This window comes from Roseateles terrae (genome assembly GCF_014192155.1).
Lineage (GTDB): Bacteria > Pseudomonadota > Gammaproteobacteria > Burkholderiales > Burkholderiaceae_C > Roseateles > Roseateles terrae.
In genome coordinates this window covers 247,729-269,190 of record NZ_JACHXO010000003.1, presented here as the reverse complement: position 1 = coordinate 269,190, position 21,462 = coordinate 247,729, and the positions used below count along the sequence as shown (strand labels likewise).

Below are 21,462 nucleotides of genomic sequence, written 5' to 3'. Positions count from 1 at the left end.
TCTCGGCTCAGTTCCGGACCGTCAGGCTGCCCAATCCCTCATACCGCGCGGTCACCGTGGTGCCGGCCGGCAGGTCCAGGGCCACGCGCCAGGCACCGGTCGTCACGACGCTGCCTGCGGACAGGGTCTGACCGTTTCGGGTGGCGACCTTCAGCCAGTGCGCCACCGTCCAGCCCGGATCGTCCAGACCGTGGCCACCGAGGCCGGCCAGCGGCGCGGCATCCCCGATCTGCAGTTCACAGGGCTGCTGCCGCCAGTCGTGCGAGGGATCCCAGCGCTGCCAGGCGCCCAGCGCCAGCGCGCCGTGAGACTGCGCATCCGCCAGACGCAGCAGCGGGTCGGCCTTCATGCCGCCCGCCCAGCGTGAGCTGATCCATTCCACCGCGACACACATCGCGTCGATCAGGTCACCGGTGTCGCCGGGGGCCAGACCGGCCGCCATGGCTGGCGTCACGTCGCGGCCCAGGCGCAGGGCGATTTCCGCTTCGGCGCCAAAGAGGCGCAGGTCGCCGAAGTCACCGCCATTGCGCAGGCCCCGCACCTCGCGCACTCCGAGCGGCGCCAGCGGCGATTGCCCCAGCGGTGCGCTGCGTGAGCCGCCGCCGCACTTCCAGTATTGGGGACGCCCCGGCGCCGTCCATTGCAGCGAGCGCGCCAGCACGTCCTGGGCAGCGTAGGCGGCGGCCTCGTCGGGAAGCGACCAATCGCGCTCGTTGAGGACCTGGCCTTGCGTCCAGGCATCGGCCAGTGCCCGGCCCAGGGCTTCGCTGCGAGAAGGGGAATCTGCGTTCATGCGCTGATCTTAGGCCCAGTCGGAATGGTCCTGGTCACCACACGGACTGGCGGGAGCGGCGGCCGTTGAGGCGCGCGGCGCCTCGGGATGCCGCAGCGCAGGTGATCCCGGGTTCCGCGTTGCGCCGTCAGCGCCGAAGCCGCTCCACCGTCTCCCCGAGCGCCCGCCAAAACTTCGCATCCTGCGACGTGGCAAAGTTGATGCGCATCCGTGTGCCGGGCTGACGCGTCGGGCTGAACAGGATGCCCGGTGCGATCAGCCAGCCCTGGTCCATCATCGGCTGCGCCAGCCGCTCGGTATCCACGCCCACGTCCACCCAGCCGAACAGGCCCGCCGGCGGCGCGCTGAACCTCAGTCCCGATTCTTCGACCAGTCGCGCACAGCGTTGCCGAGCCGTCTCCAGCCGGGCGGAGACCCGCTCGGCATGACGCCGCAGCAGGCCTTGCTCCAGGCATAGCGCCACCGCCCGGTCCATCAGCGGACTGGTGGTGAGGGACGCCAACAGCTTGAGCTCCGTCAGCTGGGTGATGCGGTCGGGGCTGGCCGCCACAAAGCCCACCCGCCAGGACGGCGACAGCATCTTGGAGAAGCCGGACACGTAGAGGGTGCGCTGCAGCTGATCCAGCGCCGCCAGACGGGGCGCATGGTTGGGCGCGAAGAAGGCGTAGGTGTCGTCCTCGACGATCAGCAGGTCCGCCTCATGTGCGATCCGCAGGATCTGGTGCGCATGGGCCAGGCTCAGTGTCGCGCCCGTCGGGTTGTGCAGCACCGAGACCGTCACGTACATCCGGGGCCGATGCTCCGCCACCAGCCGCCGCATGACATCCAGGTCCGGGCCCAGCTCGCCCCGCGGCACCGGCAGCAGCCGCATGCCCGCCTGCGACAGCCGTGCATATTCGATGGCCCAGCCGGGATCGTCCACCAGCACCGCATCCCCCGGCTTGAGGAAGGCGCGGGTGATCAGATCCAGCCCGTGGGTCGCGCCGACGGTGCTCATGATTTGCGCCGGCGCGGCCTGCACCGACAGGTCCAGCAGTCGCAACGACAGCGCCTCCCGCAGGCGCAGGTCGCCGAGCGGATCGCCATATCCCGACAGCAGCGCATCGTCCGCCTGGCTGGCCAGCCGCCGCAGGGTGCCCTGTAGCAGGGGCAGGTCCAGCCATTCCGCCGGCAAGGTGCCCAGCCCGGGCGAGCGGCGCGCGTCCGCCTGGAACATGCCGCGGATCAGCGCACTGGCATCCACCGGCTGCGGCAGCGGTGCTGCGGGCGGTGCCACGCCGGTGCTTGGCAGCCGCGCGGGCTGCGGCCGGGTTTCGCGAACGAAAAACCCACGCTTCTTGCGGGCTTCGAGCAGGCCCTGGGCCAGCAGCTGGTCGTAGGCCGCCACGACGGTATAGGGACTCACCCCATGATGGCGCGCACAGTCCCGCACCGAGGGCAGCCGGGCCCCCGGCAGCAGCAGACGCTGATGGATACGGGCCGCAAAGCGCTGCGCCAGCTGTTGCGCCAACGGTTCGCTGGCGTTGCGGGACAGCACGGCGGGCGTGCCGGGCGCGGCAAATGAGGCTGTGCTGGTGTCCATGCCAATACAGAGGAAGCACTGATGTGGATCAGTGTATTGGTTCTGTGCTGGTCAGGGCCACTAGACTTGGCGTTCGAGGCGCTGTTGCGCCAGCTTTGACGTCGGAGAATTCCATGAACCGCAGCCCCTGGACGCAGGCCCGCCGTGCCGCCCGCATGAACCCGTCCATCATTCGAGAGATCCTCAAGGTCACTGAAAAGCCGGGCGTCCTGTCCATGGCGGGTGGGCTGCCGTCGGCGGACACCTTCCCGGTGGAAGCCATCCAGGCGGCCTGCGACCGGGTGCTGAGCCATCAGTCCAAGGAAGCGCTGCAGTACGCCGCCAGTGAGGGCTACGCGCCGCTGCGCGAATGGGTGTCCCACCGTGTGGCCGAGCTGGGCATGAAGGCGACGCCGGACCAGGTGCTGATCACCAGCGGTTCGCAGCAGGGCCTGGACCTGGTGGGCAAGCTGCTGTGTGATGCCGGCGCGCCGGTGGCGGTGGAAACGCCCACCTACCTGGGCGCGCTGCAGGCGTTCACACCCTATGAGCCGCTGTTTGCCAGCCTGGCCAGCGATGACCAGGGTCCGTTGCCCTCCGCCATCGAGGCGCTGCCGCATGACGCGCCGGGCACCCGCTTCAGCTATTTGCTGCCCAACTACCAGAACCCGACCGGCCGCGTGATGAGCCAGGCCCGCCGGGAAGCGGTGATGGAGGCCTCGCGCCGTGCCGGCGTGCCGGTGGTGGAAGACAACCCCTATGGCGACCTGTGGTTCGACCAGCCGCCGCCCCCATCCCTGAGCGCACTGTGGCCTGAGGGCAGCATTTATCTGGGCTCCTTCTCCAAGGTGCTGACACCCGGCTTCCGCCTGGGCTACATCATCGCCCCGAGCGAGATCTATCCGAAGCTGCTGCAGGCCAAGCAGGCGGCGGACCTGCACACCCCCGGCTTCAACCAGCGGGTGGTGCATGAAGTGGTGAAGGACGGTTTCCTGGACCACCATGTGCCGCGCATCCGCGCCCTGTACAAGGCCAACCGCGACGCCATGGCCGAGGCGCTGCGCCAACACCTGCCGCAGGGCTGCGAATGGCAGAACCCGGAAGGTGGCATGTTCTTCTGGATCCGCCTGCCCGAGGGCCTGGACGCGATGGCGCTGCTGCCGCGCGCCGTGGACGCGGGTGTGGCCTATGTGCCGGGCGCCGCGTTCTACGCCCATCAACCGGATCCGCGCACGATGCGGCTGTCCTTTGTGACGCTGACGCCGTCGCTGATCCGCGAAGGGGTGGAGAAGCTGGGCCGGGTCCTGCACGAGGCCCTGGCGATGGCGGAAGCACCGACGCCGTGAACGGCCCGGCGACCCCTGCGCCTGGGGCGGCAGCGAAGTCCAGGGCGCTGACGCTGCCCTTCACTCCCACCCTGGATGAAGCGTGGGACGAAGACGATCTGGCCGCCATCCACGACCAGATCAGCCGGACCTACTGGGCCGAGGGCATCCCGCTGGACCTGATGCGGCGCGCGATGCAGGGGTCGCTCAACCTGATCGGCCGACATCCGGACGGCAGCGTGGTGGCCTATGCACGGATCATTTCGGATCGGGCGACCTTCGCTTATCTTTGCGACGTGTTCGTGCGGCCGGAATGGCGCGGGCAGGGCCTGGGCGATTGGTTGATCGCGCGGGTGATGTCGCACAGCGGGCTGCAAGGCCTGCGCCGGTTCTCGCTGGTGACGCGGGATGCGCATCCGCTGTATGCGCGCCACGGCTTCACAGCGCTGGCGGCGCCGGAACGCGGGATGGAGATCGTGCGTCCGAATCTGTATCGCGAGCAACGCTGAGCGGCGCTGGTGCGCCGCCCCCTGGCGACCCTGCGCGGCAGCCGGCCTCGCGGCCTCAAAACAAAGGACTCTCATGACCGAATTACGTCGATTCGTCCAGGTGGACGTGTTCACCAGTGAGCCGCTCCAAGGCAATCCGCTGGCGGTGGTGGTGGACGGTGGCGGGCTGAGCGAGGCGCAGATGGCCGCCTTCGCCCGCTGGACCAACCTGTCCGAAACCACCTTCCTGCTGCCACCGACCGATGTATCGGCCGACTACCGCGTCCGCATCTTCACCCCGGGCGGTGAACTGCCGTTCGCCGGCCATCCGACCCTGGGATCGGCCCACGCCTGGCTGGCCAGTGGCGGCGACCCGAAGAAACCGGGCGAGGTGGTGCAGGAATGCGGCATTGGCCTGGTGCGGGTACGACGCGACGGCAGTCGCCTCGCCTTCGCCGCACCGCCACTGCGACGCGAAGGCCCGGTCGAAGATGCGAATCTTCGCGCGCAAGTGCTCGCTTCGCTGCGCCTGCCATCGGAGGATCTGCTGGACCTCGTGTGGGTGGACAACGGCCCGGGCTGGATGGCGGCGCGGCTGGCCTCGGCGGACGCTGTACTGCAGCTGCAACCCGATTTCAATGTGATGCGCGGCCTCAAGTTGGGTGTCGTTGGCGCTTATCCTCCAGGTTCGCCGCAGGAATTTGAAGTCAGGGCCTTCGTGCCCACGCTGGGGGTGCCGGAAGACCCGGTCACCGGCAGCTTGAACGCAGGTCTGGCACTATGGCTGCAAGGCGCCGGTCTGGCGCCAGAACGCTATGTGGCCGCCCAGGGCGCCGCCCTCGGGCGTGCCGGTCGAATCCATGTGGCGAGGGAGGGTGCACATTGCTGGATTGGCGGCGATGTGACGCCATTGGTCCACGGTCAGGTGAGGTTGTGAAACCATGAGCATGGAAGTCGATCATCTCGTCATTGCCGCAAGCACCCTGGAGGAGGGGCGCAAGTGGTGCGAACAGGTGCTGGGTGTGTCCCCCCAGCCCGGCGGACAGCACGCCTGGATGGGCACGCACAATCTGCTGCTGAACATCAGTGCGCCGAACTATCCGCGTTGTTATCTGGAAATCCTGGCCGTCGATCCGTCGGCGGCCGCACCGGAGCGCGCCCGCTGGTTCGATCTGGACCAGCCCGCCGTGCAGGCGAAGCTGAAGGAAGGGCCGGGCCTGCTGCATTGGGTGGCACGGGTGCCGAATCTGGATGCGGCGCTGGCCTATTGGCAGGGCGAGGGCGTGGATGCCGGCCAGCCGGTGGAAGGAGCCCGCGGCGACATGCGCTGGCGCCTGGCGCTGCGGGATGACGGCCGTCGCCTGCGCAAGGAAGGCCTGCCCACACCGATCGAATGGAGCGGCACCGGTCATCCGACTGACAAGCTTCCGGAGAGTGGTGTGCAACTGCTGACGCTGGAAGCGCGAGACGGTTTGAGCGCCACGCTGTCCACGCCCAAGGGCGAGGTGACGCTGCAGGCCATCGAAGGCACGCTGGACTGAGCCGTGGCGATGACGGGCCCTGCACCGCTGCGCGTCCTGGGGCGCGCCAGCTCGATCAACGTCCGCAAGGTGTTGTGGACCGCCGTGGAGCTGGGGCTTCCGATCGAGCGGGTGGAGGTGGATGTCCGCAGTGAGGCCTTCCGTCAGCTCAACCCCAATCAGATGATGCCGGTGCTGCTGGAAGGCGGCCCGGGTGTTGCGACACCTTGGGGCGAAGTGAGCTTTTCCTTGTGGGAGAGCAATGCCATCTGCCGCTATCTGGCCCTGCGTGAGCGGCGGGAGGACCTGCTGCCCACGGCGCCCCGGCGGCGTGCGCAGGTGGACATGTGGATGGACTGGCAGGCCGGAGACCTCAACAACAGTTGGCGCTATGCCTTCATGGGGCTGGTGCGTCAGAGCCCCGCGCATCAGGACCCGGCGCTGATCGCTTCCGGTGTGAGCCAGTGGAATCGACACATGGCCCTGCTGGACGCGCAGTTGCTGGCGAGCGGCGGTCCGTGGGTGCTGGGTCAGGACTTCACCCTCGCCGACGTCGTGCTGGGCCTGGCGACCCATCGCTGGTGCGCCGCGCCGATCGAGCATGCGGCGCTGGCTGCGGTGCAGGCCTACTACGAGCGCTTGTGCGAGCGACCGGGATTCGTCCTGCACGGCCGGGACGCGGGGCCCTGAGGCCACTGGCGACGGATGGGGCCGTGAAGGGCCGGCGTCCGTGGACCGTGTCCCCGGCTCGGGTGACAGAACGGCGCCTTGATCAGGTCGCCGACTAGAGAGGTCAACCATGACCGCCGGCGAGGGCTCTGGCTACACTGCGGCCGTGGAAACCCCTGAGCTACCCGAGATCGCCGCGATCCCCGAGATCGCGCTCGTCTGCCCGGACTCTCCCGCGATGTGGGAACAGGCCCGGCAGATCATCCATGAATACGGCCAGAGCCTGGACATCGAGCTGGACTTCCAGAACTTCGATGAAGAGCTGCGCACCTTGCCCGGCGAGTATGCCGAGCCGCAGGGCACGCTGCTGCTGGCGCTGGTGGACGGCCAGGTGGCCGGCTGCGGCGGCTTCCGGCCGATGCCGGACAGCGACTATCCCAATGCCTGCGAAATGAAGCGGCTGTTCGTGCGGCCGGCCTTCCGGCGTTTCGGGCTCGGACGCACGCTGGCCCATGCGCTGATCGACCGAGCCACCTCGGCGGGCTACTCCACCATGCTGCTCGACACCCTCGACGACATGGAGGCTGCGCGCGACCTGTATGAAAGCCTGGGCTTCACCGAGATTCCGCCGTATTACTACAACCCGATTGCCGGCGCGCACTACCTGAAGGTGGAGCTGAACTGAGGGGTTCACCCTTCGTGCCCTGTCGTGTCATGCCGTGCGGTTTCGTGTGGTTTCCACCGTAGCATCGGGGCATGTCGACGCCCAATGCCTCTTCCTCAGCGCCCGCGACGGGTTCCGCTTCCGCTTCCGGCGCCACGCCGGTGCAGATCGAGCCCGCCTCGCTGACGCCGGCCCTGCTGGGCGAGTCTCCCTTCTGGCACCCGCGCGAGCAGCGGTTGTATTACCTCGACATCCCCGGCCATGCGCTGTTCCGCTGGTCCGAGGGCGATGTCACCCCTGAGCGCTGGGATCTGAACAGCGAACCCGGCTGCATCGCGCCGCTGGCGTCTGGCGGCTTGCTGGTGGCCCAGCGCAATGGTCTGTGGCGCATGGACCCGGACCGCGGCGAATATGTGCAACTGGCGCCGCCGCCCTACGACGCGAGCAAGCGCCGCTTCAACGACGGCAAGGCAGATGCGCTGGGACGGCTCTGGGTCGGCACCATCGACGATGCCCGCCAGCCCGAATCCGCCCTCTACTGCTTCCGCAACGGGCGCTTTGAAGTGATGCAGGACGGCATCACCTCGTCCAATGGCCTGGCCTGGAGTCCGGACGGCACCACGATGTATTGGGCCGACACCAAGGCCCATGAGGTTTATCAATTCGACTTCGATCAAAAAGCCGGCACTTTGGGCGAGCGCCGCCCATTCCTGAAGTTCCCGGTGCGCGCCGAGGGCCAGCCGCTGTCCTCCTATGGGGGGCGTCCGGACGGTGCAGCGATGGACGTGGAGGGCTGCTACTGGATCGCCATGATGGAAGGGCAGCAGCTGCACCGCTTCTCTCCGGAGGGCGAATGCCTGCAGACCATCGATCTGCCGGTGCGCTGCGCCACGATGCCGGCCTTCGGCGGCCCGGACCTGCGCACGATTTTTGTGACCACTGCCCGGGAAAAGCGCAGCCCTGAAGAGCTCGCGGCCCAGCCGCTGGCAGGTTGTGTCCTGAAGTTCAGGGTGCCGGTGGCCGGACTGCCGGTGCAATACGCACGGCTCGACACGGAAGGCTGACCGTGGTCTGATGCGCCCCTTGTCTTTGTTCCTGTCCTAGGTCTCGTGGCCTCCGGGAGGAGGCCTTCGGGCTATGTCTTTCGGCATGCCTAGTCGTGGATCGCACGCCCTGTCAAGTTGGTGCGTGATGACGCATGCCTTGCTCTGTTAAGGGGCAGTAAGGACAAACCACATATAATCTCGCGGATTTGCCGCACGGACCTGGTCAGTTGTGAACCCCCAAGATCAACCTGACTCAGATGCGGACGGCGAACAAGCTTTCAAGCCCCTCACGGCAGAAGAAGCGGCGGCCTTGCGGCCCAAGCTGACGGTCGTGTCGCCCTGGGCCCTGGTGGGCTGGCAGGTGGTGGCGGGGGGCGTGATGGTGCTGCTGTGGGGGCTGTTGACCCAGCAAGGCAGCAAGGCCTGGTCGGCGCTTTTCGGCGCTGCATCGGTCGTGGTGCCCGGCGCCTTGATGGCGTGGGGGACCACCCGGCGATCCGCCATGAATCCCGGCACCGCGGTGCTGACGTTCATGGTGTGGGAGCTGATCAAGATGTTGTTGGCGGTCGCCATGTTGGTGGCGGTCGTCCTGCGGTACCCCGCCTTGAGCTGGCCAGCCCTGCTGTCAGCCCTGGTGGTGTGCCTGAAGGCAAATTGGCTGGCCCTGCTTCGGCAGGGTCGAATCAGAAAATAGCGACGGAAAAACAACCATGGCAGCAGAAGGACACGCGCCGACTTCAGGTGAATACATCACCCACCACTTGCAGCACTGGCAAAAGAACTTCTCGTTCGAAAACGCCAAGCAGGTGGGCCCGGTCGATTTCAGCGTCTTCAATTTCGACTCGCTGCTCTACACCTCGGTGCTGGGCCTGATCACGCTATTCGTGCTGTGGCTGGCCGCCCGTCGCGCCCATTCCGGCGTGCCCGGCCGCTTCCAGGCCGCTGTGGAAATCCTGGTCGAGATGGTCGACAACCAGGCCAAGGCCCTGATCCACAACGAGAAGAGCCGCGCCTTCATCGGCCCGCTGGCCCTGAGCGTCTTCGTGTGGATCTTCTTCATGAACGCCATGGACATGCTGCCGGTGGACTTCCTGCCGTCCGCCTGGACCGGCTATGTCGCCTCCACCGGCCACGACCCGCACCACGCCTACATGCGTGTGGTGCCCACCGCCGACCTGTCCACCACCCTGGGCATGTCCACCTTCATCCTGCTGCTGTGCTTCTTCTACAGCATCAAGATCAAGGGTCTGGGCGGCTGGGGCCATGAGCTGATCTCCGCCCCGTTCGGCGATCACTGGGCTCTGTATCCCTTCAACTTCCTCATGCAGATCATCGAGTTCATCGCCAAGACGGTGTCTCATGGCATGCGGCTGTTCGGCAACATGTTTGCCGGCGAACTCGTGTTCATGCTGATCGCCCTGATGGGCGGCGGCTGGGCCCTGACCGGCACCGGCATCGGACTGGCCATCGGCCACGTTCTGGCCGGCACGGTCTGGACGCTGTTCCACATCCTTGTGATCACGCTGCAGGCCTTCATTTTCATGATGCTGACGCTGATCTACCTGGGCCAGGCGCACGACGCGCACTGATCCGGCGGACCCGGCAGCTCATTTCAAGTTCCCTTTCCCTTTTCTTTCAAACTAACTCTCTCAGGAGCAAAACATGGAAAACATCCTCGGTCTGGTCGCTCTGGCTTGCGGCATCATCGTTGGTCTGGGCGCGATCGGCGCTTCCATCGGCATCGCGCTGATGGGCGGCAAGTTCCTGGAATCGTCGGCCCGTCAACCCGAGCTGATGAACGAACTGCAAACCAAGATGTTCATTCTGGCCGGTCTGATCGACGCCGCGTTCCTGATCGGCGTTGCTATCGCTCTGCTGTTCGCCTTCGCCAACCCGTTCGTTCTGCGCTAATTCCTCCCGAACCTTTCACGACTGAAAGGATCGTGCCGTGAATATCAACGCTAGCCTGTTCATTCAGTGGATCCCGTTCATCATCCTCGTGTTCATCACGATGCGGTTCATCTGGCCGCCGATCGTGAAGGCCTTGGACGAGCGTGCGGACAAGATCCGCGCCGGCCTCGCTGCCGCTGACCAGGCCAAGGCCGAACTGGCCTCGGCCAACAAAAAGGTCGACGAGCAACTGGCCCAGACTCGCAACGAAACCACCAAGCTGCTGTCCGACGCTGAAAAGCGCGGCGCCAGCATCGTGGAAGAGGCGAAGAAGCGCGCGGAAGACGAAGCTGCCAAGATCATCGCTGCTGCCAAGGCGGAAGCCGAACAGCAGTCGGTGCGTGCCCGTGAAGCCCTGCGCGAGCAGGTGGCTGCACTGGCCGTCAAGGGTGCCGAACAGATCCTGCAGCGCGAGGTCAATGCCAGCGTGCACGCCGAATTGCTGAACCGTCTGAAGACGGAGCTGTAATCATGGCTGAACTCGCAACCATTGCCCGTCCCTACGCCGAGGCGCTGTACCAGGTGGCCTCCCAACAGGACACCAAGGCCTGGCAGGAGCAACTCTCCGCGCTGGCCCTGGTCGCCCAGGACAGCGCCCTGCGCCAGTTCGCCGAGGACCCCAAGGTCAGTCCCGACCAGGTCTACCAGGTGATGGCCTCGGCCGCGAAGCTGCAACTGCTCCCGGGCGTGCAGAACTTCGTGCGCGAGGTGGTCGCCAACGGTCGTCTGGCGGCGCTGCCGGCGATGGTCCAGCAGTTCCACGAACTGGCCAACGCGGCTGCGGGCGTGGCCGATGCGCAGATCTACAGCGCCTACCCCATCGAGTCAGCCCAGCTGACCGAGGTGGTGGCCACGCTGGAGAAGCGCTTCGGTCGCAAGCTGCAAGCCCACGTTGAGCTGGAGCCTGGCCTGATCGGCGGTATCCGTGTGGTGGTCGGCGACGAGGTGCTGGACACCTCGGTGAAGGCCCGTCTGGAACGCATGAAAGTGGCGCTGACCGCCTGAGGCCCCCAAGGCCTTTTGCGGACAGCCCGACTGCCAAGATCCCCCCGATTCACCCTGGTGTCCTGCTTCGGCAGGATGCCGATGGGAGCAAGCAATGCAACTGAATCCTGCTGAAATTTCCGAACTCATCAAGAGCCGCATCGAAGGCCTGGGCGCTTCGACCGACGTCCGCAATCAGGGCACCGTGGTGTCCGTGTCGGACGGCATCGTGCGTGTGCACGGCCTGTCTGACGTGATGCAAGGCGAAATGCTGGAGTTCCCCGCTGCCGCTGACGGCAGCCAGACCTTCGGCCTGGCGCTGAACCTCGAGCGCGACTCCGTCGGTGCCGTGATTCTGGGCGCCTACGAGCACATCTCGGAAGGCGACACCGTCAAGTGCACGGGCCGCATCCTGGAAGTGCCGGTCGGCCCCGAGCTGATTGGCCGTGTGGTGAACGCCCTGGGCCAGCCGATCGACGGCAAGGGCCCGATCAACGCCAAGATGACCGACGTGATCGAAAAGGTCGCGCCGGGCGTGATCGCCCGTCAGTCCGTGGACCAGCCGGTGCAGACCGGTCTGAAGTCGATCGACTCGATGGTGCCGGTCGGCCGTGGTCAGCGCGAACTGATCATCGGTGACCGTCAGACCGGCAAGACTGCCGTGGCCATCGACGCGATCATCAACCAGAAGGGTCAGAACATGACCTGCGTCTACGTTGCGATCGGCCAGAAGGCTTCGTCGATCAAGAACGTGGTGCGCGCTCTGGAACAGGCCGGTGCGATGGACTACACCATCGTCGTGGCCGCTTCGTCGTCCGAATCGGCGGCGATGCAATACGTGTCGGCCTACTCGGGCTGCACGATGGGTGAATACTTCCGTGACCGTGGCCAGGACGCCCTGATCGTTTATGACGATCTGTCCAAGCAGGCCGTGGCCTACCGTCAAGTGTCGCTGCTGCTGCGCCGTCCTCCGGGCCGCGAAGCCTTCCCCGGCGACGTGTTCTATCTCCACAGCCGCCTGCTGGAACGCGCTGCCCGCGTGAACGCCGACTACGTGGAAGCCTTCACCAAGGGTGAAGTCAAGGGCAAGACGGGCTCGCTGACGGCGCTGCCGATCATCGAAACCCAGGCCGGTGACGTGTCCGCGTTCGTTCCGACCAACGTGATCTCGATCACCGACGGTCAGATCTTCCTGGAAACCAACCTGTTCAACGCCGGCATCCGTCCCGCGATCAACGCCGGTATCTCGGTGTCGCGCGTCGGTGGCGCTGCCCAGACCAAGCTGATCAAGTCGCTGTCCGGCGGTATCCGTACCGACCTGGCCCAGTACCGTGAACTGGCTGCTTTCGCGCAGTTCGCTTCCGACCTGGACGCCGCGACCCGCAAGCAGCTGGACCGTGGTGCCCGCGTGACGGAACTGCTGAAGCAGGCCCAGTACTCGCCGCTGCCCATCAGCCTGATGGGTGCGTCGCTGTACGCCGCCAACAAGGGCTTCATGGACGACATCGACGTCAAGAAGGTCCTGTCGTTCGAACACGGCCTGCACCAGTTCCTGAAGACTTCTCACGCTGCCCTGCTGCAAAAGCTGGAAGACGTGAAGGCCATGGACAAGGACGCCGAAGCCGAACTGAACGCAGCGATCACTTCCTTCAAGAAGTCTTTCGCCTGAACATGACCCAACCCCGACGCATCCGTCCTGAGCCGGCCCTGGCCGGCCATGGCGGGCGCTCCAGCCGCAGCGATGCGGCCTTGTCGGGGAACTGAAAGGAGAAATCATGGCAGCAGGCAAGGAAATTCGCGGCAAGATCAAGTCGGTCGAGAACACCAAGAAGATCACCAAGGCCATGGAAATGGTCGCCGCCTCCAAGATGCGCAAGGCGCAAGACCGGATGCGTGCGGCCCGTCCCTACGCCGAGAAGGTCGGCAACATTGCCGCCAACCTGTCCAAGGCCAACCCGGAGTACCGTCACCCGTTCATGGTGGCGAATCCCGAGGCCAAGACGGCTGGTTTCGTGGTGGTCACCACCGACAAGGGCCTGTGCGGCGGTCTCAACACCAACCTGCTTCGCGCCACCACCAACAAGCTCAAGGAGCTTGAGGCGGCGGGTCAGAAGTCAGAAGTGGTGGCGATCGGCAACAAGGGCCTGGGCTTCATGAACCGCATCGGCGCCAAGGTCGTCGCGCATGCCACGCAGCTGGGCGACGCCCCGCAGCTGGAGCGCCTCGTCGGCCCGGTGAAGACACTGCTGGACGCTTATGCGGAAGGCAAGCTGTCGCACGTCTATCTCTGCTACACCCGCTTCGTCAACACGATGAAGCAGGAGCCGGTGGTGCTGCAATTGCTGCCCCTGACTCAGGAGTCGCTGGAGACGGACGCCGCCGGTCACGCCTGGGACTACCTGTACGAGCCGGATGCCCCGACGGTCATCAACGAGCTGCTGGTGCGCTACACCGAAGCCCTGGTCTATCAGGCCGTGGCCGAGAACATGGCGTCCGAGCAATCGGCCCGCATGGTGGCCATGAAGGCCGCGACCGACAACGCCGGGACGCTGATTGGTGAACTGAAGCTGGTCTACAACAAGACCCGTCAGGCCGCCATCACGAAGGAACTGTCGGAAATCGTCAGCGGCGCCGCCGCCATCAGCGGTTGACCGGCGAGCGATCGCAGGCAACGCATAGATTTGAATTGAAGGAACGAAAAAATGGCTAACACTCAATCGGTGGGCAAGATCGTTCAGTGCATCGGCGCCGTGGTGGACGTGGAGTTCCCGCGTAACCAGATGCCGAAGGTGTTCGACGCCCTCAAGATGGAAGGCTCGGCCCTGACGCTGGAAGTGCAGCAGCAGCTGGGCGACGGCGTGGTCCGTACCATTGCGCTGGGCTCGTCCGACGGCCTGCGCCGTGGCACCGAGGTCTACAACACCGGCGACATGATCAAGGTCCCGGTCGGCCAGGCCACCCTGGGCCGCATCATGGACGTGCTGGGCAACCCGATCGATGAACGCGGCGACGTGTCCACCGCTCAGACGGCTGCCATCCACCGCAAGGCCCCGGCCTATGACGAGCTGAGCCCGTCGCAGGAACTGCTGGAAACCGGCATCAAGGTGATCGACCTGATCTGCCCGTTCGCCAAGGGCGGCAAGGTGGGTCTGTTCGGTGGCGCCGGCGTGGGCAAGACCGTGAACATGATGGAGCTGATCAACAACATCGCCAAGGCTCACTCGGGTCTGTCGGTGTTTGCGGGTGTCGGCGAGCGTACCCGCGAGGGCAACGACTTCTATCATGAAATGTCGGACGCTGGCGTGGTGAACCAGGAGGACCTGAGCAAGTCGAAGGTCGCCATGGTGTACGGCCAGATGAACGAACCTCCGGGCAACCGTCTGCGCGTGGCACTGACCGGCCTGACCATGGCCGAAGCCTTCCGTGACGAAGGCCGTGACGTGCTGTTCTTCGTGGACAACATCTACCGCTACACCCTGGCCGGTACTGAAGTGTCCGCCCTGCTGGGCCGCATGCCTTCCGCCGTGGGCTATCAGCCGACGCTGGCCGAGGAAATGGGCCGTCTGCAGGAACGCATCACCTCGACCAAGGTCGGTTCGATCACTTCCATCCAGGCCGTGTACGTCCCTGCGGATGACTTGACCGACCCGTCCCCCGCCACGACGTTCGCCCACTTGGACGCCACCGTCGTGCTGTCGCGTGACATCGCTTCGCTGGGTATCTACCCCGCCGTGGACCCGCTGGACTCGACCTCGCGTCAGATCGACCCGAACGTGATCGGCGAAGAGCACTACTCCACCACCCGTGCGGTGCAGTCGGTGCTGCAGCGCTACAAGGAACTGCGCGACATCATCGCCATTCTGGGTATGGACGAACTGTCGCCGGAAGACAAGCTGGCCGTGGCTCGCGCCCGGAAGATCCAGCGTTTCCTGTCGCAGCCGTTCCACGTGGCCGAAGTGTTTACCGGCGCCCCCGGCAAATACGTGCCTCTGAAGGAAACCATTCGCGGCTTCAAGATGATCGTCAACGGCGAGTGCGATCACCTGCCCGAACAGGCCTTCTACATGGTCGGGACCATCGACGAAGCCTTCGAAAAAGCGAAAAAGATCCAGTAAGCGGCGCATACGGCGCGGGGGCGTCGTTGCTGTGCTCGCCGGACTCCAGTCCGGCTCCGCGCAGCGCCTAGCCCCCACACCGTCTGCTTGCTTTCTGAATCTTTTTCCCTCGTTGCGCGCGCTCTGGAATTCGGCGGAGCCGACATTTCAAGTGCGTGCGGCGAATCGATAGATTGGAAACCTTATGGCAAGCCAAGCAACGATCCACGTGAATGTGGTCTCGGCCGAAGAGCAAATCTTCTCGGGCGAAGCCAAGTTCGTGGCTCTCCCGGGCGAAGGCGGCGAGCTGGGCATCCTGCCCAAGCACACGCCCCTCATCACCCGCATCAAGCCGGGCGCCGTGCGCATCCAGCGCGCCGATAACAACGAAGAAGAATTCGTCTTCGTCGCCGGCGGCCTGCTCGAAGTGCAACCCGATCAGGTCACCGTCCTCGCCGACACCGCCATCCGCGGCAAAGACCTCGACGAAGCCCGCGCCGAAGCCGCCAAAAAGGCCGCCGAAGACGCCATGAAAAACGCCAAGAGCGATATCGACTTCGCCAAGGCACAAAGCGAATTCGCAGCCATGGCCGCGCAGATCGCCGCGCTCCGGAAGTTCCGCGCCAAGCGCTGACCTCCCCGGCGGCACGGCCTCGCACCGGCATCCGCACCCTCCACCCCGTGGTGACGATCACGGTGGTGTACCACCAACGGCAGGCTCCACCTTATGGGGGGACCCTGCCGTTTTTCATGCAGTGGTTCACACGTAGCCGGTCAAGGACACCACCGGACATTCGACCCCCGTCCTCCCTCGCAGGTACAGTCGGTCATATGACGCTGCCATCACGTCCGGCGTCATCCTCCCGCTTGGGAGGTCCATGCTGTATTGAGGGAGTTCCATGCTGAAAACCACCTGGACGCGTCGCGCCACCCTGGCCCTGACCGTCGCCGCCCTGTCCGCCTGCGCCACCGAGCAGTCACGCACCATCGACGTGCCGCGCCCCACCACCCCGGCACCCGCCGCCTATCAAGGCGCCCGTGCACCGATCGCGGTGGGCAAGTTCGACAACCGCTCCAGCTACATGCGCGGCATGTTCGCCGACTCGATCGACCGTCTGGGCAGCCAGTCCAAGACCATCCTGCTGGCCCACCTGCAGCAGACCAACCGCTTCAATGTGCTGGACCGCGACAACCTCGAAGAAGCGCAGCAGGAAGCCAAGTTCAAGGCCGGTGCCCTCAACATCAAGGGCGCTGACTATCTGGTGACCGGCGCCGTGACCGAATTCGGTCGCAAGGAAGTCGGCGACCAGCAGCTGTTCGGCGTGCTGGGCCGCGGCAAGACGCAAGTCGCTTATGCCAAGGTCACACTGAATGTGGTCAACAGCCAAACCTCCGAGGTGGTGTACTCGGTGCAGGGCGCCGGCGAATACACCCTGTCCACCCGCGAAGTCGTGGGTTTCGGCGGGACCGCCAGCTATGACGCCACCCTGAACGGCAAGGTGCTGGATCTGGCCATCCGTGAAGCGGTGAACAACCTGGTTCAGGGCGCTGACAGCGGCGCCTGGAAGCCGCTGGCGCGCTAAAAGGATCCCCATGATGTTCAAGATGAACGGCCAGACCGCTGGCCGCCGCGGAGCCCTGCTCGTCACCGCCGTGCTGTGCGGGCTTTTCACCGCCTGCGCCCAGCCGCCCAAGCCGCTCTACCAGTGGAACGGCTACCAGTCCAACCTGTACGACTACTTCAAGACCTCGGGCGCCAATGCCGGCGAACAGATCGACAAGCTGGAAGCGCAGCTGGTGAAGAACAAGGCGGCCAACGAAGCCTCGCCCCCGGGCCTGCATGGCCACCTGGCGCTGCTCTACGCGAAGGTCGGCAACGACAACGCCGCCACGGCCCATCTGGAAGCCGAACGTGCGCTGTTCCCGGAGTCCGCCGCGTTTGTGGACCTGCTGCTCAAGCGCCGCGCGCCGGTGTCCGCGCCGGCGGGTGCTGCGTCCGCCGCCGTTGCGGCAGCCGCCCCGGCCGCCCCGGCCGCCGCCGCCCGCACCACCGCCACCGCCGCCACCCCGGCGGCCAAGTCGCAATGACCCCGGCTCAGGAGCTTTCGATGATCCCCCTGTTTTCCCGCCTCCTGCCGCCGGCCGTGGTGCGTGTGCTCCGCCTCGGTGGTGCCGCCGCCGTGCTGGCCGCACTGACCGCCTGCGCCCACCAGGCCACCCCCTACGACTACACCGCCTTCAAGGCGGCAAAGCCCGCGTCGGTGCTTATCTTGCCGCCGGTGAATGATTCGCCGGAAGTCGGCGCTTCGTATGCCGTGCTCTCGACCCTGACCCAGCCGCTGGCTGAATCCGGCTACTACGTGCTGCCGGTGTCGCTGGTGGATGAGACCCTGCGCACCAACGGCGTCGACAATGCGGTGGACGCCCAGGCGATCGACCGCGCCAGGCTGCGGGACATCTTCGGTGCCGACGCCGGCCTGTACGTCAAGGTCAAGCGCTACGGCTCCACCTACAAGGTGATCAGCTCGGAAGCCGTGGTCGAGATGGAAGCCGTGCTGGTGGACCTGCGCACCGGCACCCAGCTGTGGAATGGCCGGGCGTCGGCCTCCACCGCCGAGCAGCAGAACAACAACAATGCGGGCATCGTCGGACTGCTGGTCAAGGCGCTGGTGGACCAGATCGCCAACAACCTCAGCGACAAGAGCTACCAGATGGCCGGCATCGCCAGTGCGCGACTGCTGAGCGATCAAGCCACCAATGGTGTGCTGCCCGGTCCGCGCAAGCCTGTCTCTGAACGAAAATAAGGCCTCTACCGGCCCCGAACCCACCGGTCCCCCGGTGGGTTTTTTGTTTTTGAAGCAGCCAGAAGTCGCCATGAGCCCCATTCCCGTCACCCGCTCCCACGGTCTTGAAGCCCTCGAACTCGTCTCGCCCGATGGCGCGCGTGCCACGCTGCTGCTGCACGGCGCCCATCTGGTGTCCTGGGTGCCCGCCGGCGGGGACGAGCAGCTCTACCTGTCACCCACCAGCGCCTTCGCCACCGGCCAGGCCATTCGTGGCGGTGTGCCGGTGATCTTTCCGCAATTCAACGCCCGCGGTCCGCTGCAGAAACACGGCTTTGCCCGCAACAAGCCCTGGCAACTGATCAGTGCCGAGGCCGGCAAGGACGATGCCCTGGCTGTGCTGCGCCTGGCCGACGACGGCGCCACCCGCATGGTCTGGCCCCATCAGTTCGAGGCGGAGATCAGCATCCGCATCAGCGGCCGCACCCTGGAGATGGAACTGGCCTGCGAGAACCGCGGCGACGCGCCGTTCTCCTTCGCCGCCGCGCTGCATACCTACCTGCGGCTGACCAGCTCAATGAGTGCCTCGCTGCAGGGCCTGTCGGGCCTGGCCTACTGGGACTCCGTCGAGAAGCGCGCCGGCACCCAGCATGAAGACCTGCTGCGCCTGGATGGCAGCGAGCTGGACCGCATCTACCAGGATCTGAGGGACACCCTGACCCTGCGCGACACCGACCGCCGCGTGCGCATCACCCAGCAAGGCTTCTCCGATGTGGTGGTGTGGAACCCTGGGGAAGAAAAGGGCGCCCAGTTCAGCGATATGCCGGCCGACGGCTACCGCCAGATGCTCTGTGTGGAGGCCGCGCAGGTGCTGCAGCCGGTCACCCTGGCCCCGGGCGAAAGCTGGGCCGCGATGCAAATCCTGGAACTGGAATAAGCGCCCGGCCGACAGCCGAATCCGTTAGCCTGTGGCTCTCACCGTTTGGAGTCACAGCGCATGGGCAAGAAGAAGCACGGCAAGGACGACGGCACTGGCGGGCTGGACAAGGCCGTCCCGGGGCGCAAGGACGGCAAGTCTGGCAAAGACGGCAAGTCGGGCAAGGACGCCTCTTCCGACACCCGGCTCGACCTCGCCGACCACAAGCTGTCCAAGTCCGACTACCTCGAGCATCTCGAAGCGCTGCAGGTCGAGCTGAACAACATGGCCCGGTGGCTGCAGCTCACCGGCCACCGGGTGCTGGTGATTTTTGAGGGGCGTGACACGGCCGGCAAGGGCGGTGTCATCAACGCCATCTCCGAAACCCTGAATCCGCGCCAATGCCACACGGTGGCTTTGTCCAAACCCAGCGAGCGGGAGCAGGGCCAGTGGTACTTCCAGCGCCATGTGGCGCATCTGCCCGCAGCCGGGGAACTCGTGCTGTTCGATCGCAGCTGGTACAACCGCGCCGGCGTGGAATCGGTGATGGGGTTCGCCACGCCCGAGCAGACCGACGCTTTTCTGGAACAGGTGCCCCGCTTTGAACAGTTGCTGGTGGACGATGGCCTGCTGCTCTTCAAATACTGGTTGACGGTCGACCAGACTCATCAGGAAGCGCGCTTTGCGGAACGGGCGGAAGACCCGCTCAAGCGATGGAAGCTGTCACCCATCGATCTTCAATCGCGCGAGCACTATGAGGATTACGGCCGCGCCCGCGACCGCATGCTCAAGGCCACCCACACGCCGCAGGTGCCGTGGACGCTGGTGGACTTCAACGATCAGCGGCGAGGCCGCCTGACCCTGATCCGTCACCTGCTGGACCATCTGCCGGACGTGCAATGCCCGGAGCCGCAATTCGAGTTTCCGCCGCTGAGCCACCCGCCGCTGCGGGAGCGCTTCAAGACGAAGCTCAAGACGCTGCCGCCATTTCCGCGCTTGGCCTGAGCCCGCTGCGCGGTCACGCCGCTACAGCACCACCACCGCATTGGGCAGCTCATTGCGCGGCCCGTCCGTTGTGGGCGGGAAGTGCAGCGCCAGCAATTGCTCCACCGCCTGCACGGCCTCCATCAGCCCATCTTCGAATCGCCCGGCCTGCAGCGCGGCCCGCAGGCTCTGAATGACGGCCCGCCACTGCTCGGCGCTCACGCATTGATTGAGCCCGCGGTCCGCCACGATCTCGATCGCATGCTCCGCCAGCAGCAGATAGATCAGCACGCCGTTGTTGTGCTCGGTGTCCCAGACCCGCAACTTGCCGAACTGCGTCACCGCCCGTTCCCGTGCGGTGGCCTGTCGCCAGAGATAACTCAGTGGCAGGCTGGCCTCCACACACAGGCGAATCTCGCCGCCATGACGGCGCTCGCTCTCCGTCACCCGTGCGGCGAGCCGCTCGAGGGCGTCGGTCGGCAGGGCCCGATGCGCATCGGCTTCATCCCACAGCCGGTGGCGCAGCAGACGGGTGAATCGGGAGCTGCGAGGGGTCGCGGAGCTTGCCTGCGTCATCACCAGTCTCCCGAGGCGCCGCCGCCGCCAAAGTCGCCGCCGCCGCCGGAGGAAAAGCCGCCACCATCTCCGCCGCCCCAGCTGCTGCCGCCACCGCCGCCACCACCGCCGCCCCAGATGATGGGCGGGATGAAGACCCCGGGACTGCGGCCGGCGCCGTGCGCGCTGCTGCGATACGGACTGGCACCGCCGCTGTAACGCCGCCGCGCCGCGCCGATGCCCAGCAGGCCCACGAGCACCAGCGAGGCGATGCCGGCGCCCACGCCCATCAGCACGCTGCCGCTGTAGAGCCAGCCCAGCGCGCCGGCACCGCCGCCCGTGGCCAGGCTGCCGAGCTTGCGTCCGAACATGGCGGTGAGCAGCGCGCCGGCCACCGGCACGCCGATGAAGAACAAAGCCGCCGCGCCGCCGAAATCAAAGCCGCCCGAGCTGGGCGCCGAGCGCCGTTCACGCGCCTGCGGGGCCGGCAGATGCTCGCCTCGGATGCGGGCCTGCAGCGAGTCCACCGCACGGTTCAGGCCGCCGGCGTAATCCCCGGCACGGAAGGCCGGGGTGATGTCTTTTTCGATGATCTGGCGCGCGGCCAGGTCCGGCACCGCGCCTTCCAGCGCTTTGGCGGTCTGGATGTTGATGCGCCGGTCCTGCTTGGCCACGATGATCAACAGCCCGTCCCCCACGTTGCGGCGGCCAATCTTCCATTGGTCTCCGACCCGCTGCGCGTAGGCGGCGATGTCTTCCGGGGCGGTTGTCGGCACCAGCAGGACCACCATCTGCGGTCCGGCTTCCTGCTCAAAGGCGGCGAGTTTGCGCTCCAGCGCCTGCCGCTGTGCCTCGCTCAGCGTGGCCGTCTGGTCAATCACCCGGCCACTGAGCGCGGGGATGGCCAACACGTCCTGAGGCTGGGCCTGGGCCCGGGCCGACGGGGGGCCGATCAGCGCGCCGACGATGGCGAGCATCATCGCGAGCGCCACGGCCAGCGGCAGCCCCGACAGCGACCGCAACAGCGCCCAGCGCCGGACCGCCCCGTTCATCCAGGGCATGCGCCCGGGCACGACCGCCAGCAGCGCAGACGCCAAAGGCGGCCGCGTCGATCCTTGCAGGCTTCCCAC

25 protein-coding genes are annotated in these 21,462 nt (G+C 66.2%); 21 read left to right on the top strand and 4 right to left on the bottom strand.

Annotated elements, in window-relative coordinates; translation table 11 throughout:
• Positions 1-7: 7 nt before the first annotated feature.
• Together FHS28_RS10475 and FHS28_RS10470 are read right to left on the bottom strand one after the other, a co-directional pair.
• Positions 8-793 (bottom strand): fumarylacetoacetate hydrolase family protein, encoded by a 786-nt coding sequence (locus FHS28_RS10475; RefSeq protein ID WP_088452901.1) that lies wholly within the window; start codon positions 791-793, stop codon positions 8-10.
• A gap of 127 nt (positions 794-920) precedes the next feature.
• The gene (locus tag FHS28_RS10470; RefSeq protein WP_221193878.1) at positions 921-2,375 is read right to left on the bottom strand and encodes an aminotransferase-like domain-containing protein; all 1,455 of its coding nucleotides are present in this window, start codon (positions 2,373-2,375) and stop codon (positions 921-923) included.
• A gap of 113 nt (positions 2,376-2,488) precedes the next feature.
• Here FHS28_RS10470 and FHS28_RS10465 point away from each other — a divergent pair, with 113 nt between their 5' ends.
• From FHS28_RS10465 to ppk2, 21 genes are all read left to right on the top strand, one after another.
• Positions 2,489-3,700 (top strand): aminotransferase-like domain-containing protein, encoded by a 1,212-nt coding sequence (locus tag FHS28_RS10465; protein ID WP_088452903.1) that lies wholly within the window; start codon positions 2,489-2,491, stop codon positions 3,698-3,700.
• Positions 3,697-4,188: a GNAT family N-acetyltransferase gene (locus FHS28_RS10460; RefSeq protein WP_310736769.1), complete on the top strand. Its 492-nt coding sequence runs from the start codon at positions 3,697-3,699 to the stop codon at positions 4,186-4,188. The genes FHS28_RS10465 and FHS28_RS10460 overlap by 4 nt, the downstream gene beginning before the upstream one ends.
• Positions 4,189-4,261: 73 nt before the next feature.
• Complete coding sequence (locus tag FHS28_RS10455; RefSeq protein WP_088452905.1) at positions 4,262-5,104, top strand: PhzF family protein; 843 nt, start codon at positions 4,262-4,264, stop codon at positions 5,102-5,104.
• 4 nt (positions 5,105-5,108) lie between these two features.
• Positions 5,109-5,708 (top strand): VOC family protein, encoded by a 600-nt coding sequence (locus FHS28_RS10450; protein ID WP_088452907.1) that lies wholly within the window; start codon positions 5,109-5,111, stop codon positions 5,706-5,708.
• A gap of 9 nt (positions 5,709-5,717) precedes the next feature.
• Positions 5,718-6,377: a glutathione S-transferase N-terminal domain-containing protein gene (locus FHS28_RS10445; RefSeq protein ID WP_088452909.1), complete on the top strand. Its 660-nt coding sequence runs from the start codon at positions 5,718-5,720 to the stop codon at positions 6,375-6,377.
• Positions 6,378-6,594: 217 nt separating this feature from the next.
• Positions 6,595-7,041 (top strand): GNAT family N-acetyltransferase, encoded by a 447-nt coding sequence (locus FHS28_RS10440; RefSeq protein ID WP_246409964.1) that lies wholly within the window; start codon positions 6,595-6,597, stop codon positions 7,039-7,041.
• A 71-nt stretch (positions 7,042-7,112) separates the two neighbouring features.
• Positions 7,113-8,084 carry an SMP-30/gluconolactonase/LRE family protein gene (locus tag FHS28_RS10435; RefSeq protein WP_088452913.1) on the top strand — a complete coding sequence of 324 codons (972 nt, stop codon included), beginning with the start codon at positions 7,113-7,115 and terminating at the stop codon, positions 8,082-8,084.
• A 292-nt stretch (positions 8,085-8,376) separates the two neighbouring features.
• Positions 8,377-8,760: an ATP synthase subunit I gene (locus tag FHS28_RS10430; RefSeq protein ID WP_221193876.1), complete on the top strand. Its 384-nt coding sequence runs from the start codon at positions 8,377-8,379 to the stop codon at positions 8,758-8,760.
• A 16-nt stretch (positions 8,761-8,776) separates the two neighbouring features.
• Positions 8,777-9,655, top strand: coding sequence for a F0F1 ATP synthase subunit A (gene atpB / locus FHS28_RS10425; RefSeq protein WP_088452917.1), 879 nt, complete (start codon positions 8,777-8,779; stop codon positions 9,653-9,655).
• Positions 9,656-9,728: 73 nt separating this feature from the next.
• Entirely contained in the window at positions 9,729-9,977 is a 249-nt protein-coding gene (atpE, locus tag FHS28_RS10420; protein ID WP_058933479.1) for a F0F1 ATP synthase subunit C, read from the top strand.
• 37 nt (positions 9,978-10,014) lie between these two features.
• Positions 10,015-10,485 carry a F0F1 ATP synthase subunit B gene (locus FHS28_RS10415; protein ID WP_088452919.1) on the top strand — a complete coding sequence of 157 codons (471 nt, stop codon included), beginning with the start codon at positions 10,015-10,017 and terminating at the stop codon, positions 10,483-10,485.
• Positions 10,486-10,487: 2 nt separating this feature from the next.
• Positions 10,488-11,021, top strand: coding sequence for a F0F1 ATP synthase subunit delta (locus FHS28_RS10410; RefSeq protein ID WP_088452921.1), 534 nt, complete (start codon positions 10,488-10,490; stop codon positions 11,019-11,021).
• A 94-nt stretch (positions 11,022-11,115) separates the two neighbouring features.
• A complete protein-coding gene (gene atpA, locus FHS28_RS10405; protein ID WP_088452924.1) occupies positions 11,116-12,669 on the top strand; it encodes a F0F1 ATP synthase subunit alpha in 1,554 nt (517 codons plus the stop codon).
• Positions 12,670-12,775: 106 nt separating this feature from the next.
• A complete protein-coding gene (atpG, locus tag FHS28_RS10400) occupies positions 12,776-13,651 on the top strand; it encodes a F0F1 ATP synthase subunit gamma (protein WP_088452926.1) in 876 nt (291 codons plus the stop codon).
• Between the two features lie 51 nt (positions 13,652-13,702).
• Positions 13,703-15,115, top strand: coding sequence for a F0F1 ATP synthase subunit beta (gene atpD / locus FHS28_RS10395; RefSeq protein WP_088452928.1), 1,413 nt, complete (start codon positions 13,703-13,705; stop codon positions 15,113-15,115).
• A 184-nt stretch (positions 15,116-15,299) separates the two neighbouring features.
• The gene (locus tag FHS28_RS10390) at positions 15,300-15,728 is read left to right on the top strand and encodes a F0F1 ATP synthase subunit epsilon (RefSeq protein ID WP_088452930.1); all 429 of its coding nucleotides are present in this window, start codon (positions 15,300-15,302) and stop codon (positions 15,726-15,728) included.
• A 265-nt stretch (positions 15,729-15,993) separates the two neighbouring features.
• On the top strand, positions 15,994-16,677 hold the full coding sequence (locus FHS28_RS10385) for a CsgG/HfaB family protein (RefSeq protein ID WP_184294529.1): 684 nt from the start codon (positions 15,994-15,996) through the stop codon (positions 16,675-16,677).
• A 10-nt stretch (positions 16,678-16,687) separates the two neighbouring features.
• Positions 16,688-17,182: a DUF4810 domain-containing protein gene (locus FHS28_RS10380; protein WP_246409895.1), complete on the top strand. Its 495-nt coding sequence runs from the start codon at positions 16,688-16,690 to the stop codon at positions 17,180-17,182.
• Between the two features lie 20 nt (positions 17,183-17,202).
• A complete protein-coding gene (locus FHS28_RS10375; protein ID WP_088452932.1) occupies positions 17,203-17,898 on the top strand; it encodes a DUF799 domain-containing protein in 696 nt (231 codons plus the stop codon).
• A gap of 70 nt (positions 17,899-17,968) precedes the next feature.
• Positions 17,969-18,814, top strand: a complete 846-nt coding sequence (locus FHS28_RS10370) for a D-hexose-6-phosphate mutarotase (protein WP_088452934.1) — start codon at positions 17,969-17,971, stop codon at positions 18,812-18,814.
• Between the two features lie 60 nt (positions 18,815-18,874).
• A complete protein-coding gene (ppk2, locus tag FHS28_RS10365; protein ID WP_088452936.1) occupies positions 18,875-19,798 on the top strand; it encodes a polyphosphate kinase 2 in 924 nt (307 codons plus the stop codon).
• A 21-nt stretch (positions 19,799-19,819) separates the two neighbouring features.
• On the opposite strand, the gene FHS28_RS10360 is transcribed toward ppk2, so the two are convergent.
• Together FHS28_RS10360 and FHS28_RS10355 are read right to left on the bottom strand one after the other, a co-directional pair.
• Positions 19,820-20,353 (bottom strand): TPM domain-containing protein, encoded by a 534-nt coding sequence (locus FHS28_RS10360; RefSeq protein WP_088452938.1) that lies wholly within the window; start codon positions 20,351-20,353, stop codon positions 19,820-19,822.
• Positions 20,353-21,393, bottom strand: coding sequence for a TPM domain-containing protein (locus tag FHS28_RS10355; protein ID WP_246409893.1), 1,041 nt, complete (start codon positions 21,391-21,393; stop codon positions 20,353-20,355). Before FHS28_RS10355 ends, FHS28_RS10360 begins: the two co-directional genes overlap by 1 nt.
• Between the last annotated feature and the right edge of the window lie 69 nt (positions 21,394-21,462).

What these genes read in the sequence shown, in the direction of transcription:
- FHS28_RS10385 (WP_184294529.1), top strand. Translation starts at nt 15,994, where the DNA reads ATGCTGAAAACCACCTGGACGCGTCGCGCCACCCTGGCCCTGACCGTC.
- FHS28_RS10445 (WP_088452909.1), top strand. Translation starts at nt 5,718, where the DNA reads ATGACGGGCCCTGCACCGCTGCGCGTCCTGGGGCGCGCCAGCTCGATC.
- atpD (WP_088452928.1), top strand. Translation starts at nt 13,703, where the DNA reads ATGGCTAACACTCAATCGGTGGGCAAGATCGTTCAGTGCATCGGCGCC.
- FHS28_RS10435 (WP_088452913.1), top strand. Translation starts at nt 7,113, where the DNA reads ATGTCGACGCCCAATGCCTCTTCCTCAGCGCCCGCGACGGGTTCCGCT.
- FHS28_RS10375 (WP_088452932.1), top strand. Translation starts at nt 17,203, where the DNA reads ATGATCCCCCTGTTTTCCCGCCTCCTGCCGCCGGCCGTGGTGCGTGTG.
- FHS28_RS10380 (WP_246409895.1), top strand. Translation starts at nt 16,688, where the DNA reads ATGATGTTCAAGATGAACGGCCAGACCGCTGGCCGCCGCGGAGCCCTG.
- FHS28_RS10470 (WP_221193878.1), bottom strand. Translation starts at nt 2,375, where the DNA reads ATGGACACCAGCACAGCCTCATTTGCCGCGCCCGGCACGCCCGCCGTG.
- atpA (WP_088452924.1), top strand. Translation starts at nt 11,116, where the DNA reads ATGCAACTGAATCCTGCTGAAATTTCCGAACTCATCAAGAGCCGCATC.
- atpB (WP_088452917.1), top strand. Translation starts at nt 8,777, where the DNA reads ATGGCAGCAGAAGGACACGCGCCGACTTCAGGTGAATACATCACCCAC.
- ppk2 (WP_088452936.1), top strand. Translation starts at nt 18,875, where the DNA reads ATGGGCAAGAAGAAGCACGGCAAGGACGACGGCACTGGCGGGCTGGAC.
- FHS28_RS10450 (WP_088452907.1), top strand. Translation starts at nt 5,109, where the DNA reads ATGAGCATGGAAGTCGATCATCTCGTCATTGCCGCAAGCACCCTGGAG.
- FHS28_RS10360 (WP_088452938.1), bottom strand. Translation starts at nt 20,353, where the DNA reads ATGACGCAGGCAAGCTCCGCGACCCCTCGCAGCTCCCGATTCACCCGT.
- FHS28_RS10465 (WP_088452903.1), top strand. Translation starts at nt 2,489, where the DNA reads ATGAACCGCAGCCCCTGGACGCAGGCCCGCCGTGCCGCCCGCATGAAC.
- FHS28_RS10475 (WP_088452901.1), bottom strand. Translation starts at nt 793, where the DNA reads ATGAACGCAGATTCCCCTTCTCGCAGCGAAGCCCTGGGCCGGGCACTG.
- FHS28_RS10440 (WP_246409964.1), top strand. Translation starts at nt 6,595, where the DNA reads ATGTGGGAACAGGCCCGGCAGATCATCCATGAATACGGCCAGAGCCTG.
- atpE (WP_058933479.1), top strand. Translation starts at nt 9,729, where the DNA reads ATGGAAAACATCCTCGGTCTGGTCGCTCTGGCTTGCGGCATCATCGTT.
- atpG (WP_088452926.1), top strand. Translation starts at nt 12,776, where the DNA reads ATGGCAGCAGGCAAGGAAATTCGCGGCAAGATCAAGTCGGTCGAGAAC.
- FHS28_RS10390 (WP_088452930.1), top strand. Translation starts at nt 15,300, where the DNA reads ATGGCAAGCCAAGCAACGATCCACGTGAATGTGGTCTCGGCCGAAGAG.
- FHS28_RS10355 (WP_246409893.1), bottom strand. Translation starts at nt 21,393, where the DNA reads ATGCCCTGGATGAACGGGGCGGTCCGGCGCTGGGCGCTGTTGCGGTCG.
- FHS28_RS10410 (WP_088452921.1), top strand. Translation starts at nt 10,488, where the DNA reads ATGGCTGAACTCGCAACCATTGCCCGTCCCTACGCCGAGGCGCTGTAC.
- FHS28_RS10455 (WP_088452905.1), top strand. Translation starts at nt 4,262, where the DNA reads ATGACCGAATTACGTCGATTCGTCCAGGTGGACGTGTTCACCAGTGAG.
- FHS28_RS10370 (WP_088452934.1), top strand. Translation starts at nt 17,969, where the DNA reads ATGAGCCCCATTCCCGTCACCCGCTCCCACGGTCTTGAAGCCCTCGAA.